The 14,138-nt window shown below is 70.4% G+C and carries 15 protein-coding genes; 9 read left to right on the forward strand and 6 right to left on the reverse strand.

Annotated elements, in window-relative coordinates:
• Window positions 1-8: 8 nt before the first annotated feature.
• Window positions 9-1,157: an acetyl-CoA C-acetyltransferase gene (locus ABZS69_RS07970; RefSeq protein ID WP_355369115.1), complete on the forward strand. Its 1,149-nt coding sequence runs from the start codon at window positions 9-11 to the stop codon at window positions 1,155-1,157.
• A 39-nt stretch (window positions 1,158-1,196) separates the two neighbouring features.
• On the opposite strand, the gene ABZS69_RS07975 is transcribed toward ABZS69_RS07970, so the two are convergent.
• The gene (locus ABZS69_RS07975; RefSeq protein WP_355368376.1) at window positions 1,197-1,892 is read right to left on the reverse strand and encodes an alpha/beta fold hydrolase; all 696 of its coding nucleotides are present in this window, start codon (window positions 1,890-1,892) and stop codon (window positions 1,197-1,199) included.
• 456 nt (window positions 1,893-2,348) lie between these two features.
• Between ABZS69_RS07975 and ABZS69_RS07980 the strand changes: the two genes are divergently transcribed.
• The 6 genes from ABZS69_RS07980 (at window position 2,349) to ABZS69_RS08005 (ending at window position 7,647) form a co-directional block, all read left to right on the forward strand.
• Window positions 2,349-2,975, forward strand: coding sequence for a TetR/AcrR family transcriptional regulator (locus tag ABZS69_RS07980; RefSeq protein WP_355368379.1), 627 nt, complete (start codon window positions 2,349-2,351; stop codon window positions 2,973-2,975).
• A 156-nt stretch (window positions 2,976-3,131) separates the two neighbouring features.
• Window positions 3,132-4,316 carry an ABC transporter substrate-binding protein gene (locus ABZS69_RS07985; protein ID WP_355368382.1) on the forward strand — a complete coding sequence of 395 codons (1,185 nt, stop codon included), beginning with the start codon at window positions 3,132-3,134 and terminating at the stop codon, window positions 4,314-4,316.
• Window positions 4,317-4,361: 45 nt separating this feature from the next.
• On the forward strand, window positions 4,362-4,724 hold the full coding sequence (locus ABZS69_RS07990; protein ID WP_355368385.1) for a nuclear transport factor 2 family protein: 363 nt from the start codon (window positions 4,362-4,364) through the stop codon (window positions 4,722-4,724).
• A gap of 12 nt (window positions 4,725-4,736) precedes the next feature.
• On the forward strand, window positions 4,737-5,057 hold the full coding sequence (locus ABZS69_RS07995) for an EthD family reductase (protein WP_355368388.1): 321 nt from the start codon (window positions 4,737-4,739) through the stop codon (window positions 5,055-5,057).
• 44 nt (window positions 5,058-5,101) lie between these two features.
• Window positions 5,102-6,610, forward strand: coding sequence for a class I adenylate-forming enzyme family protein (locus ABZS69_RS08000; protein ID WP_355368391.1), 1,509 nt, complete (start codon window positions 5,102-5,104; stop codon window positions 6,608-6,610).
• Window positions 6,607-7,647, forward strand: coding sequence for an MBL fold metallo-hydrolase (locus tag ABZS69_RS08005; protein ID WP_355368394.1), 1,041 nt, complete (start codon window positions 6,607-6,609; stop codon window positions 7,645-7,647). Before ABZS69_RS08000 ends, ABZS69_RS08005 begins: the two co-directional genes overlap by 4 nt.
• Before the next feature lie 27 nt (window positions 7,648-7,674).
• Here ABZS69_RS08005 and ABZS69_RS08010 read toward each other — a convergent pair whose 3' ends face one another.
• From ABZS69_RS08010 to ABZS69_RS08030, 5 genes are all read right to left on the reverse strand, one after another.
• Window positions 7,675-8,433, reverse strand: coding sequence for an SDR family NAD(P)-dependent oxidoreductase (locus ABZS69_RS08010; protein WP_355368397.1), 759 nt, complete (start codon window positions 8,431-8,433; stop codon window positions 7,675-7,677).
• Between the two features lie 58 nt (window positions 8,434-8,491).
• Window positions 8,492-9,289: an SDR family NAD(P)-dependent oxidoreductase gene (locus ABZS69_RS08015; RefSeq protein ID WP_355368400.1), complete on the reverse strand. Its 798-nt coding sequence runs from the start codon at window positions 9,287-9,289 to the stop codon at window positions 8,492-8,494.
• 39 nt (window positions 9,290-9,328) lie between these two features.
• The gene (locus tag ABZS69_RS08020; RefSeq protein ID WP_355368403.1) at window positions 9,329-9,712 is read right to left on the reverse strand and encodes a hypothetical protein; all 384 of its coding nucleotides are present in this window, start codon (window positions 9,710-9,712) and stop codon (window positions 9,329-9,331) included.
• A 48-nt stretch (window positions 9,713-9,760) separates the two neighbouring features.
• The gene (locus tag ABZS69_RS08025; RefSeq protein ID WP_355368406.1) at window positions 9,761-11,101 is read right to left on the reverse strand and encodes an FAD-binding protein; all 1,341 of its coding nucleotides are present in this window, start codon (window positions 11,099-11,101) and stop codon (window positions 9,761-9,763) included.
• A 122-nt stretch (window positions 11,102-11,223) separates the two neighbouring features.
• On the reverse strand, window positions 11,224-11,793 hold the full coding sequence (locus ABZS69_RS08030) for a TetR/AcrR family transcriptional regulator (protein WP_355368409.1): 570 nt from the start codon (window positions 11,791-11,793) through the stop codon (window positions 11,224-11,226).
• Window positions 11,794-11,895: 102 nt separating this feature from the next.
• On the opposite strand from ABZS69_RS08030, the gene ABZS69_RS08035 reads away from it, so the two are divergent.
• On the forward strand, window positions 11,896-13,089 hold the full coding sequence (locus ABZS69_RS08035) for an acyl-CoA dehydrogenase family protein (RefSeq protein ID WP_355368412.1): 1,194 nt from the start codon (window positions 11,896-11,898) through the stop codon (window positions 13,087-13,089).
• On the forward strand, window positions 13,086-14,114 hold the full coding sequence (locus ABZS69_RS08040) for a phosphotransferase family protein (RefSeq protein WP_355368415.1): 1,029 nt from the start codon (window positions 13,086-13,088) through the stop codon (window positions 14,112-14,114). Before ABZS69_RS08035 ends, ABZS69_RS08040 begins: the two co-directional genes overlap by 4 nt.
• The last annotated feature ends 24 nt before the right edge of the window (window positions 14,115-14,138 follow it).

A 14,138-nucleotide genomic window follows, 5' to 3' on the forward strand; every position in this document is an offset into this window, starting at 1 on the left:
GAGACACCGTGGCCGAGGCTTTCATCGTCGATGCCGTCCGTACCCCTGTCGGCCGCCGGAAGGGAGGGCTCAGCCAGGTCCACCCCGCCGACCTGGGCGCCCACGTCCTGCGCTCGCTCGTCACCCGTACCGGGATCGATCCCGGGGACGTCGACGACGTCTACTTCGGCTGCGTCGGCCAGATGGGGGCGCAGACGGGGAACATCGCCCGCACGTCATGGCTGGCCGCGGGGCTTCCCCAGCACGTGCCCGGCACGACCGTCGACCGGCAGTGCGGCTCGTCGCAGCAGGCCGTCCACTTCGCCGCCCAAGCGGTCATGTCCGGCACCACCGACCTCGTCGTCGCGGGCGGCGTCGAGGTCATGAGCCTGGTGCCCATCGCGAGCCCGGCCGTCGTGGGCGAACGCGAGGGCATGGGGACGCCGTACGACGGGGAGGGATGGCGGACCCACTTCGGCGAGGAGGAAGTGTCGCAGTTCCGCGGCGCCGAGCTGATCGCGCGGATGTGGAAGGTCTCGCGGGAGGACATGGAGCGGTTCGCCATGAACAGCCACCAGCGCGCGGTCGCCGCCTGGGCCGACGGGGTCTTCGCCGGTGAGGTCGTGCCGGCGTTCGGCCTGGAGGCCGACGAAGGACCGCGGGCCGACACCACTCTGGAGAAGATGGCGGGGCTCAGTACGCTCAGCGAGGGCGGCCGGCTGACCGCTGCGGTGTCCAGCCAGATCTCGGACGGCGCCGCCGCACTGCTCGTCGCCTCGGAGGACGCGGTGCGCCGCCACGGGCTCACGCCGCTGGCCCGGGTCCACAGCATGGCCGTGGTGGGCTCGGACCCGATCTACATGCTCACCGGGCCCATACCGGCCACCGAGAAGATTCTGGACCGCTCCGGGCTGTCCATCGACGGCATGGACCTGATCGAGATCAACGAGGCGTTCGCCTCGGTGGTGCTGGCCTGGCAGAAGGAGACCGGCGCGGCTCCCGAACGGACCAACGCGTTCGGGGGAGCGATCGCGCTCGGCCATCCGCTGGGCGCCACCGGAGCGCGGCTGATGACGACCCTGGTGCACCAGCTTCGCCGCACTGGCGGACGGTACGGCCTGCAGACGATGTGCGAGGGCGGCGGGATGGCGAACGCCACGATCATCGAGCGGGTATGAGAGCCGGCCCGCCGCAATCGCGGCGGGCCGACCCGTCGATCAGCCGTGAATGGCGTTGAGGACGGCGGCCAGCTTTCCGGGCGCGCTGATCATCGCCAGGTGGCCGGTGTCGAGATCGACGACGTCCGGCCGGAGCAGCGCGATGGACCGCTGCTGAAGCTCCTCGACGTAGCACCGATCCCGCGTGAGGTGCAGGTACGTCCGCGGGATCTCGCGCCGGTAGCCGCTCAGGTCCACGGTTTCGCTCAGCAGGGCAGCCGAGTCGTCGATCAGCCGGTCCAGCGTGGACGCGGTGGTCGCCTCGTCCATGTCCTCGCACAGGATCGCGGCGGCGCCCTCGCGGGTCTGGTGGTAGACGCCGCCGGCGATGGACTGCTCGACCAGATCCCGTACGCCGGGGTCGATCTGATCGAGCACCCGCGATCCGTCGGGAGGCACCACGCCAGAGACGAGAACGACGTGCCGGATCCGGTCCGGCATGAGGTCCAGGACCCGCGGCACCGTGACTCCCGCGAAGGAGTGACCGACCAGCACCACGTCCCGCAGATCCTTGGCTTCGACATCCTCCCGGACCGCGTCGGCGCAGTCCGCGAGGGTGACCGTGTCGAGCCCGATCCCGGCCCTCGTCCCGCGGCCGGGAAGGTCGACCGCCAGCGCCTGAGCGTTCAGGTGGGGGATCAGCTCGTCCCAGCAGTTCGCGCCGAAGCCGGCGCCGTGGATGAGAACGAACGGCATGGGTGGCCTCCTCATTCGCAATGTCGCTGAACCCTAACTGAATTCAATTTCGCTGCATAGGCCTTGTGCCGCTCGCGGGCCGATCGCCAGGCGCCGACACCATGGCCGGGCGGGCGATGGGAGCCGGGACCCGCCCGCTACGGAACGACGATCGTGCCGGACGTCCCGGTGCGGATGGACGACGGCGTGACGCTCACGGCCATGGACTGGTCCTCCAAAGGGCCGGGCAAGCCCTGCGAGCGGTAGCGCGCGTGCGGCGTGCGGCCTCGCCGGACGCGCGCAGTCGGGAGCTGCGATCTTGGCGATCCGCCGCGAGATCCCGAGCTCGACCAGGGCTGGCGCATTCTTACGGGTATGATGACTTGGAGTGGGACTAGAACCGAGTTCAAATCAGGTCGACCATAGGGTATCGGCCGGGCCACGACGTTCCTCGGCGCGAATGCCGGAGGTGGGGTGATGAAGGCAGCGAAGATCACGGAGCCGGATGAAGGTCCCCGTTCCAAGCGGAGGGCCATCCTGGCGGCTGCGATCAAGAATTTCGGCAAGAACGGCTACGACGCCACCAAGTGGTCGGTGGTGGCTGATCAAGTAGGGATCGGGCAGACCGCCCTTTATCACTACTTCGAATCGAAGGCCCACTGCCTGCTCACGATCATGCGGCTTGAGCTCCAGCGTTCGCTGGAGATGTTCGTGCAGGCGACCGACGGCCGGCCGGAGCCGATGGAGGCGCTGCGGGAAGCGGTGCGCTCGGCGTACACGGTGTCCGACCGCGATGTGGCGCAGATGCGGATCCTGCAGAACAACCTGGCGATCCTCGCGGTGCCGCGTAGCTCGGCGAAGGAGGAGGCCGAGCGGCTCGCCGCTCGCGAGCTGGTCCATCGCATCGAGGGCGCCTGGACCGAGCTGCTCCAGCGGGGGATGGACGAGGGCGCCTTCGTCCGCCGTGACGCGCACACGCTGGCCCTGAACATGCTCGGCATGATCGTGAGCGTCTGGCGGTGGTATCGCCCCAGAGGTGCGGTGACCCTCTCCGACGTGAGCGAGCTGACCGAAGACTGCTGCGTGCGGATGGTCGCACCCTAGCTGTCGGTCCGGCGACCGGCACGACCTGTGGAAGGTCGTGCCGGTCGCTTCGGGTCTGGATGAAAGCACGCATTTGCCTCATCAGGCTATTGCCCGAGTGTGAGCGCGGCGATAGAGTCCCGTAAACTGAACTGAACTCAGTTGTGGGAGAACGTCATGCGCCTCCATTCGACGCACCTTCTCACCGCCTGCGTCGCGGCCCTCGTGCTCGCCACGGGCGCCTGCGGCGGTGGCGGCTCCGCTGCCGCCGACGACAAAGAAATCAAGATCGGCGCCTGGTATCCGCTCACGGGTCCCGTGGCCGCCTCCGGAGTCCCGCAGCGCGCGGGTGCCGACGCCTACTTCAAGATGATCAACGACAAGGGCGGTATCAACGGACGCAAGATCAACTGGATCGTCAAGGACAACGCCTTCGACCCCCAGCAGACCGTGCAGATCGCCCGGGAGCTGATCGGCCAGGACAAGGTCGTGGCCATCGTCGCCGCCAACGGCACCGCGCAGGGCGAGGCGAGCTTCCCCTTCGTCCTGCAGCAGTCGAAGATCCCGATCCTCAACGAGCTGGGCGGCGCCGCCGGCTGGTACACCCCGCCCCGTCCGGGCCTGTTCGGGATCCAGACCCTCTATGAGGACCAGGCGGCGGCGCTGGCGGCCTGGGCGGCGGAGGACGGCGCGAAGAAGGTGCTGGTCGTGCACAGCGACCCGGCCGCGTTCGTGAACGTGGCCAAGCAGGTCGGGCCCGTCCTGCAGAAGGTCAGCCCGGGCAGCAGCGCCGAGCTGTTGTCGGTGAAGTTCCAGTCCACCGACTGGAGCCCGACGATCACGCAGGTGAAGGCGAAGCGGCCCGACGCGGTGATCGTGATTCTCGCCTCGCCGGAGGCCGCGGCCTTCCTCAAGGAGGCCAAGCTGCAGGGCCTGTCCGTGCCCACCTACGGCTACGCGCCCACCGCGGCCGCCTCCACGCTCACCCTCGCCGGTGACGCCGCGGAAGGCTTCAAGGCGGTACAGCTGGTCAAGGCGCCGAGCGACGACGATCCGTCGGTCAAGGAGTTCCGCGACGCGATGGCCAAGTACGAGCCGAAGCAGCCCGCCGACTTCATCGCCCTGTGGGGGTGGGCCTCAGCCAAGGTCTTCGTCCAGATCGCGCAGACCATACAGGGCCCGATCACCTCGCAGTCGCTCGTCCAGGCGTACGAGAAGGCGGGCAGCATCGACCCCGGGGTCGCGCCGGTGATGAACTTCAGCGCGACCAACCACCTCGGGACCCGCGGCGTGCAGAAGGTGGTCGTGAAGGGCGGCCAGTTCGTGGCGGAAGGCGACTTCTTCACACCCCCTGACAGGTGACACCGGCTCACCTGGTTTCCTTGGCGTTGAGGAGGATCGACGATCATGGTGTTGCGTGAGTACATGGCCTGCATGGACAGCCAGAACCCGGAGAAGGCGCTCGAGCACGTGGAGCCGGACTTCCGATTCCTGCTCGCTCTCCCCGGCGGCCAGGTGAGCGGACGGTCCAGAGAGGACTTCGCCCGGTACATCTCCGGCCGCAACGCGGTCGAGCGGGTGCACAAGGTCCTCCGCTCGGCGGTCGACGGGAACCTCGAGATGGTCTACGGGGTGGTCGTCGAGTCGGGCAGGCCAACCGGAACGTTCCACTCCGCGGCCGTCGTGTCGGCCAACGGGAAGATGCTCCGCTACCAGTCCTTCTTCACGACCTCGTTCGAGCTGCTGGACTGGCCGGCCGCCGAACAGTAGAGGAGAGAGCGCATGTACAACCTCGTGCTGCTGGCCGCGCGGCCACCGGAGTGGACCCATGAGCAGTTCATCGCATGGTGGCGGGTCGAGCACGCGGAGCTCACCTGCCGGCTGCCGGGCCTGCGGGCGTGGCGGCACACCGAGATCGAGGCGGCGTTCGACCCCCGTTCCGAGGGCTGGGACGGGGTGTCGGTGCTCAGCTTCGACAGCGCGGAAGCCCTCAGGAAAGCGCTGGACAGCCCCGAATGGGCTGCGGCGGTCGCCCAGGTCGGCGACATGAGGGGCCGCCGGCTCGCCGTGATGGGCACCGAGAAGGAAATGTTCACAGGCTGACCGGCATGGGCCGGCCGGCCCGTGAGTGATGCGAGGAAAGCGGTATGCGACAGGTAGTGAGTGAGTTCCGGCGGCGGGCCGAGGAGTCGGATGCCGTGGCCGTCATCGACGATTCGGGCAGTCACACCGCACGCGAGCTGCTCACTCATGCGGCCGGGCTCGCTGACGCCGTGGCCGGGCCGGGTGGCGCCGGAACCGTGCTGGTGCAGGCCGACAACTCGTGGCGGACCGTCGCGGCGAGCCTGGCCGTGGGGATGAGCGGCGGCGTGCTGGCGGTGGTCAACCGGCACACGACCGGCGCCGAGTTCGCCGCGGCCTTCGAGGACATCCGGCCCGACGCCGTGCTCGCCGAACCCTCCGCCCTTGAGGAGTGGGCCGTGCCCGCCCTGATGGCCGGTGCGGGCCGGCACGATGTGCTGGACGGCTGGTCGGCCTGGTCAGGCGACGGGTCGCGGGACGTCTCGCGGTGGTCCGGCGGCTCGCTGATCGGGCTCACCTCCGGGTCGACGGGCCGGCCCAAGGGGGTGGTGCAGTCCGAAGACGCCTTGCGGTACGCCTGCTCGCACACCATCGCCATCAACGGCCTGCGCCCAGGGGACGCGATCGCGGCGATCGTGCCGCTGTCGTCCACCGCGGCATATTGTTTCGGGGTCTTCCTGGCCCTGTCGCTCGGCGGTCCGCTGGTCCTGTGGCGCAAGTGGGACCCCGCCGCGGTGCTGGCCCGGATGGCCGAGACGCGGGTGCGGTGGACCATGTGCGTGCCGACCATGTCGCTCCAGCTGGGCGCCGCCGCCTCCGGATCGCGGGTGCTCCAGGGCGTGCGATCGATCACCGTCGGCGGCGGCCCGATGGACGTGGCGGCCATGACCCGGGCCGAGGAGTCGCTGGGCACCAGGATCCTGAGGGTGTTCGGGATGTCGGAGTGCCTGGGCCACACCTCGCCGTCGCCTGAAGAGCCGGTGGAGATCCGGCTCGGCCGCGATGGCCGCCCGTTTCCCGGCACCGAGCTCCGGGTGGTCGGCCGGGACGGCCGTGCGGCGCGGCCGGGTGAGGTCGGCAGGGCCCAGGTGCGCGGGCCGTCGCTGTTCCTCGGATACGCGCATGAGGGCAGGCTGAACCCTCCGGAGCTGACCGCGGACGGGTTCTTGCCGACCGGTGATCTCATGATGACCAACGAGGACGGGACCGTCAGCGTCATGGGCCGGGAGAAGGATGTGATCATCCGCGGCGGCCGCAACATCGACGTCACCGAGGTGGAGCGCGCCGTCGCGTCTCACCCGGAGGTCTCGCAGGCCTGCGTGGTGCCGGTCCCCGACGAGATTCTCGGTGAACGGGTGGCCGCGCTGGTGACCTCCGCCGACCGGGGCGCGATCGGGCTTGACGAGATCACCCGGCACCTGCGGGGGGTGGGGCTCTCCAAGGCCAAGTGGCCCGAGTTCGTGTTCACCGTCGACGAGTTGCCGCAGACCACGGTCGGCAAGATCTCCCGAGCCGGCGCCCGCGATCTCGCGCGTGACCTGCTCGCCGGCCAGAACGGCGGGGCGGGGAAGTGACGACACCTGCCCGGCACGGCCGGTGGGCCGAGCCCGGAGCGGAGCTGATCCGGCCCGGCGTGCACCGCGTTCCGCTGCCGCTTCCTGGCGACGGGCTGCGTGCCGTCAACGTCTACCTGCTCGAAGAGGACGACGGCATCGTCATGATCGACGGCGGCTGGGCGTTGCCCCAGTCCCGCCGCGTCCTTGAGCAGGCCATGGCGCCGGTGGGGTACGACCTCGGTCAGATCACGAAGATCTTCGTCACCCACATCCATCGTGATCACTACACGCAGGCCGTGGCGTTGCGCCGGCTTCTGGGGTCGCGGGTGTATCTCGGGGCCGGCGAGCGGCAGGGCCTGGAGCTGCTGGGCGAGGTGCGCAGCGACGTGCCGGTCACCTCGCTGCGGGTGCTGCGCCGTGGCGGCGCAGGCGACCTCGCCGACCGCCTGTCGGGCGTGGACCACGGCGGCTTCACCGCCGGCGACTGGGAGGCGCCGGACGGCTGGCTCGGCGCGGGCGTCCTCCAGCTCGGCCGACGGGCTCTGCGCGTCATCCCCACGCCCGGCCACACCAAGGGGCATGTGGTGTACCTGGACGAAGGGGCAGGGCTGCTGTTCGCCGGCGACCACGTCCTGCCGCACATCACGCCGTCCATCGGTTTCGAGCTCGGCGAGTCCGAGCGTCCCCTGGCGGACTACCTCGATTCGCTGCGGCTGATGACCCGCTTCGCCGACGCGCGGCTGCTGCCCGCGCACGGCCCGGTCACCGAGAGCGCCCATGCCCGCGTCGCCGAGCTGCTGGCCCATCATGACGTACGGCTGGCCCAGGCGCTGCGGGCTCTCGGCGCGCGGACCCTCGACGGGTACGCGGTCGCGCGGCAGCTGACCTGGACCCGCCGGGAGGTGCCGTTCGCCGGCCTGGACGACTTCAACCAGATGCTCGCGGTCAACGAGACGGTCGCCCACCTCGACGTCCTCGTGGCGCGCGGACAGGTGACCGTGGCGCTCGACGGCGCGGTGGGCAGGTACACGCGGGTGGACGACGGCGCGGAGTGACCGGCGTCCGCGCCGCCGTGGCCGGCCTCAGCGGGCGGTGTAGCCGCCGTCGACGTACAACTCCGAACCGGTGATGAAGCTCGCCTCGTCGGAAGCGAGGAAGAGCGCGGCGTCGGCGACCTCGTCGGTGCGGCCCAGCCGTCCCATCGGGGTGTTGCCGACCATCAGGTCGAGCCGGGGCGTCCCCCGCCAGAGCTTGCGTGACAGCGGGGTCTCGATGAATCCCGGGTGCAGCGAGTTGACCCTGACCCCGCGCGTCGCCCAGTGGAGCGCCGCGTTCTTGGTCATCAGCCGGACCGCGCCCTTGGCGGCGTGGTAGGAGAACTGCCCGCCGAATCCGCCGACCGTGCCGAAGATCGACGAGACGTTGACGATCGAGCCCCCACCGGAACGCTCGATCACCGGGCCGACGTGCTTCATCCCGAGCCAGACCCCGCGCTGGGTCACCGCGACGACCGCCTCCCAGGTCTCCAGCGTCTCCGTCTCCACGTCCGTCATCTTGGCGATGCCGGCGTTGTTGACCAGTACGGAGATGCCGCCGAACCGCCCGTCCACCTCGCTCACCACCGCCTCCCAGGCCTGCTCGTCGGTGACGTCGAGGCCCAGGCCGAGGGCGCGCACACCGGTCGCCGCGAACTGCTCGGCGGCCTCCTCACAGCGTCCCGCGTCCACGTCGGTGATCACGACCGCCGCGTCCTCCTGGGCGAACCGGCGGATGACGGCCTCGCCGATTCCGCCGGTCGCGCCGGTGACCAGGGCTACGCGTCCGGACAGCCGAGCTTTCACGGCGATCTCCATTCCGTTACTGGATCGAATTCACTTCAAAATGAGGGCCTGGGGATTCTCAGACCGTGAATCGCCCGCCGTTGCTCAGCAGGACGGCGCCCACCACGTTCGAGGCGCCGGGAGAGAGGAGGTAGAGGATGTTGTCCGCGAGCTCTTCCGGGGAGGCGTACCCCACCGGTCCCGACGCCTCCATCGCCTGCCTGACGGCCGCGGGAGTGCGGGCTGCCATGGGGGTGTCCACGGGGCCCGGCGCGACGACGTTGACCCGTACGCCGAACGCCGCCGCCTCCTTGGCCACCGACTGCGCGAGCGCGTGCACGCCCGCCTTGGACGCCGCGTAATGGGCGTAGCCCGCCAGCGTGTCGAAGGCCGCCGACGATCCGACCATGACGACGGCGCCGCGACCCGCCGGGATCATCGCGCGCACCGCGGCACGCAGGACGTGGAACGACCCGTCGAGGTTGACCGCCATGACCCGGCGCCACTGTTCGTCCTCGAGATGCCGGAACACGTCGAGAGGCTCACCTGACTGCTGGGCGGCCAGGATCCGCTCTTTGGCGCGCGGGTCGTCGACCCCCGCGGTGTTCACCACGACGTCGAGCCGGCCGTGTGCTTCGACGATCCGTTCGACCTGCGTTTCGACGGCGGCGGCGACGGTGACGTCCAGGGCGACCGGACGGCCGGACCTGGTCGTCGCGGCCACCGTCCGCGCTCCGGCCTCGTTGACGTCGGCCACATAGACCGCGGCGCACCGCTCGCGATCGAGCCAGCGGACGACTGCCGCGCCGATTCCGGAGCCGCCGCCGGTGACCAGCGCGATCATCCCCTCGAACCGGCCGTCGGTGGTCGCGGTCATGCCGTCGTTCCCTTCGATCGCCGGTCGCTCACTGGTCACTCACCGGTCGCTCAGGGGAAAGGTGATCTCGGGAGTCCGGCAGATCAGCAGTCGCCGGCACCTGCCGGACGCGGGATCCACGAGCGCGGTCACGTTGAAGGACGCCTCGAACCGGCCGTCCCGCGTCACCAGCCCGAACCCCAGCTCGACGTCGTCGACGGCCGCGGCCCGGACCAGGTGGTGGACGAGCGTGTTCTTCTCGCGTTGCTCAAGGTAGCCCACCAGGCCCGCCCGGTCGCCGCAGAACTCGGCGGTCTGGCCGTCGCCCTTGGAGAACACCACCGACATCTGGAAGTCATCGGTGATCTTCTCGAGCACGCGTTCCGGCTCATCGGAGTCCATCGTGGCGAACCACGCGTCGAGCAGGGGCGTTTCGGTGGTCATGGGCGGCTCCTTGTCGGTGGGTGAATCCGTGGTACTTCGGCGGGAATGTCACGTCGCCGCCGCCGCCTTCATGGCGGTGTCGGCCGCGGTGAGCCCGAAGACGAGAGCCGCGGCGATACCGCCGGCGTAGGCGCGGTGCCACAGGCCGCCGACATCCGACCCCGCCGCGAGGAGCCCGCCGAGCGGTTCGCCGTCCTCGCGCAGCACGCGGGCGCGGTCGTCGATGCGCACGCCGTGGAACGGGAAGGTGATGGCGGGCGCCGTCTCGATGACGTAGTACGGCGGCTCGTCGAGCGGGAGGCGGTCCAGCTCGCGGCCGGGCCGCAGTTCGAGCCCCGCCGAGGCGCGCTCGTTGAACGCCTCGACAGCGTCGCGAACGGCCTTGCCGTGGTAGCCCCATTCCTCGGGCAGGAAAGCCAGCTCGTCCAGATCCTCGGCGACTCCGACGCGGCCACCACGCTTGCTCGCCAGGGCGAACTTGTCGACCGCGACGGCTCCCTCGACATAGGAGCCGAGGATCCAGTCGCGGAACACCCGGGCGTCGGCGACGAGGAGACCGCGACTCTCGCGCTGCTCCAGCAGCGCCATGGTCGTGAGGTGATCGCCCAGCGTCTCGTCCACGAACCGCTCGTTGTCCAGGTTGAACAGGAGCGCGTGCTCGCTGTAGTACAGCGACATGTCCACGAAATCCGACGGATCGGCGAAGGACAGGCCGCTGGGGATGAGGTGGCCGTAGAAGCCGGCGTCCTCATGACCGGTGGCCGCGCCGGCCTGGGTGGCCAGCCGGTAGCCGCGGCCGCGGCTGTGGGGATTCGAGCGCAGCTCCATGCGGTCGGCGTTCGGGTGCACGTGAGCGGTCCGGAGCCCGAGGTCGCCCTGGAATCCGCCGGTCGCGATGAGCGTCGAGCGGGCCCGTACCTCCCTCGACGTGCCGTCGGCCGACCTCAGGCGCGCTCCGACCACCGCCCCGTGCTCCGCCACCAGCTGCTCGGTGTCGGTGTTGAGCAGCAGTTCGCCACCGCCCTGGAGGATGAGCCGGCGACAGGTGTCGACGTAGTGGTTGGTGTCGAACCGGTGTCCGCGGCCGAAGCTGAGGATGCGCTGCGCGTCCTTGGCCTCGACGCCGATGGAGCGGATCCACGCGATGCCGTCGGCGAACCGGTCCACCAGGGCGCGCTTCAGCGAGACCTCTCCGTGTGGATTGTGCTGATCCATGACCTCGTGGCTCGGGGCGGTCCAGGCGTATCCGGCGACGCGGGCGGATCCGCCGACGTCTTCGCCGATCTCGACGATCACCACGGACAGTCCGTCGCGTGCCGCGCGGGCACCGGCGGTCAGCCCCGCCATGCCCGCGCCGATGATCAGCAGATCGGTCTCCTCTGCGCTCACGCGGCTCTCCTCTGTCCGGATCGGCTGGTCGGTGGGGGTGGTTGCCGTCCGCGTGCCACGATAGACCAAACTCAATTCAATTCAAGTCCCGGCTCCCGGTTCGTGCCGCGCCCGAGGGCCGATCAGTCTCCTGAGCCCACGATGCGGAGCGCGAACTCGCTGTACTGCCACACGACGGCGTCCTCGCTGTGCTCGCCGTCGTCGCGGTACCAGGCCGCCAAGCCCATGCCGAGGTCGAGGATCGCGTAGGACGCGAGCCGCTCCGAGGTCACGCTGAACACGCCCGCGGCGATCCCCGCTCGTACGAGCTCGCGAAAGCAGGTCTCGTACTCGGCGCGCAGGTCGAGCACGCGGCCACGATGAGGCTCGACGAGACTGCGGATCTCCCGGTTGCCGACGAACGCCTCACGCCGGTGCCGGGCGTGATAGCGGACGTGGGCCTCGGCCGCCCGCCGCAGGCGCTCGACGGGGTCGGCCGTGGTCGCGACCGCCGCGCGGTTGGCGGCGAGCAGCTCCCGCATCGTCGCGGTCATGATCTCGGCGAGCAGCTCCTGCTTGGAGGCGACGTGCTTGTACAGGCTGGGTGCGCGCATCCCCACCGCGGCGCCGATGTCGGCCATCGTGGTGGCTTCGTAGCCCTTGCCGGCGAACAACTCCAGCGCCACCGCACGGATGTGATCGAGCCTGTCCACCTCGTCTCCTTTCGGCTAACACATCTTAGGCCCCCTGCCCTTGCCCATCCGCGATCGCGCGCTACAGTTCGGCTAACGACCATTAGCTACACGGGAGGCTCCGTGGCCGTCGACCTTGCCCCCAGTCCAGATGTCGCCGAGGTCGCCCGGCGTACCGCGACGTTCATCCGCGAGGTGGTGATCCCCGTCGAGGAGCGGCATCGTGGCGTCGTACGGTCGGAGGACGTCCGCTGGCAGTTGCAGCAGGCCGCGAAGCAGGCCGGGATCTTCGCCCCGCACGTCGCGCGGGAGTACGGCGGGCTCGGGCTGGACCTGCTCGGCCGGGCGGCGGTGTTCGAGGAGGCCGGCTACTCCCTCCTGGGGCCGCTCGCGCTCAACGTCGCGGCGCCCGACGAAGGCAACATGCACCTGCTCGAGGCCGTCGCCACCGGCGAGCAGAAGGAACGCTACCTGCGGCCTCTCGCCGCGGGCGAGGTCCGCTCCTGCTTCGCGATGACCGAGCCGGCCCCCGGCGCGGGCTCGGATCCGAGCGCGCTCTCCACCCGCGCCACGCGAGTGGACGAGGGGTGGCGCATCGACGGCCGCAAGTGGTTCATCACCGGCGCGGACGGTGCGGGTTTCGCGATCTGCATGGCGAGAACCTCGGGGCGACCGGGTGAAGCGGGCGGCGCGACGATGTTCCTCGTCGATGCCGGCAACCCCGGCATGAAGACGGTCCGGCACATCGACACCCTCGACGAGAGCCTGTACGGGGGGCACGTCGAGCTGGTCTTCGACGACTGCGTGGTCGGTGCGGACGCGGTGCTCGGCGAGGTCGACCAGGGTTTCCGCCATGCCCAGGTCAGGCTGGGTCCCGCCCGGATGACCCATTGCATGCGCTGGCTGGGCATCGCACGGCGGGCGCAGGACATCGCCGTGGCGCGGGCGGCCGAGCGGCGGTTGTTCGGGTCGCGGCTGGGCGAGCTCGGCATGGTCCAGCAGATGATCGCCGACAACGAGATCGACATCGCCGCGTCCCGCGGCCTCATCCTGCGGGCGTGCTGGGAACTCGACCGGAAGGAATCCGCGTCACAGTCCACCGCGATCGCCAAGACGTTCTGCGCGGAGGCGATCTGGCGCGTCGTCGATCGCGCCGTGCAGATCTGTGGCGCTCTCGGCATCTCCGGCGACGTCCTGCTGAGCCGCTACCTGCGCGAGGTCCGCCCGTTCAGGATCTACGACGGACCGTCGGAGACCCACCGCTGGGCCATCGCCAGGCGGGTGCTGCGCCGGCATGACGCGCGGGCGGCACGATGACCGGCCCGGCCGAGGTCGACGGCCTGGACCTGCCCGCGCTCGAACGGTTCTTCGCCGAGCGCGTGCCCGGGTCCACCGGCCACCTCACCGCCGAGTTGCTGCAAGGGGGCCGGTCGAACCTGACGTACCTGCTCATGGACGGGCGGCACAAGTGGGTGCTGCGCCGCCCGCCGCTGGGCGGGCTCACCCCGTCGGCCCACGACATGGGCCGCGAGTACCAGGTCGTGGCGGCCCTGGCCGGCAGCCGGGTTCCGGTCGCGCGTGCGGTCGTCCTGGCCGGGGCGGAGGTGCTGGGCGTGCCGTTCTCGGTGGTCGAGCACGTCGAGGGGGTCGTGCTCCGGACCACGGAAGACCTGCTCGCGCTGTCCGACGAGGATCTCGCCCGCTGCACGTACGGGTTGGTCGACGTGCTGGCCGAGCTGCACGCGGTCGACCCAGGAGCGGTCGGGCTGGGGGCTTTCGGCCGTCCCGCGGGCTACCTGGCCAGGCAGGTGGGGCGCTGGCACGACCAGTGGCAACGGGTGCGGACCCGCCCCCTGGCCGACATCGAGCGGCTGCACGCGCGGCTGGCCGAGCTGTGTCCTCATGAGAGCGGCGCCTCGATCGTGCACGGCGACTATCGCATCGACAACGCCATCCTCGCCCGGCACGATCCCGCCGAGGTTCGCGCGGTGGTGGACTGGGAGATGGCCACGCTGGGCGATCCGCTGGCCGACCTGGGACTGCATCTCGTGTACGCGGATCCGGCGTTCGCTCCCGTGCTCGGCGGCTCGGCCGCCTCCACCAGCGACCGCTTGCCCGCGCCCGCCGAGCTCGCGCAGCGCTACGCCACGGTCAGTGGTCGCGACCTCGGCCGGCTCGACTTCTATCTCGGGCTCGGCTATTTCAAGATCGCCGTGATCGCGGAGGGCATCCACGCCCGCTTCCAGCAGGGCATGACGCGAGGCTCCGGGTTCGAAGCGGTCGGCCAGGCGGTCGCGCCGCTGGCCGCCGCCGGCCTCCGCGCCTTGGAGAGGATCAGCTGAGCTTGCTTGTTGCAGCGCCCCGGG

The sequence above is a fragment of the Nonomuraea sp. NPDC005650 genome (genome assembly GCF_040605375.1).
In the GTDB taxonomy this organism is placed as follows: domain Bacteria; phylum Actinomycetota; class Actinomycetes; order Streptosporangiales; family Streptosporangiaceae; genus Nonomuraea.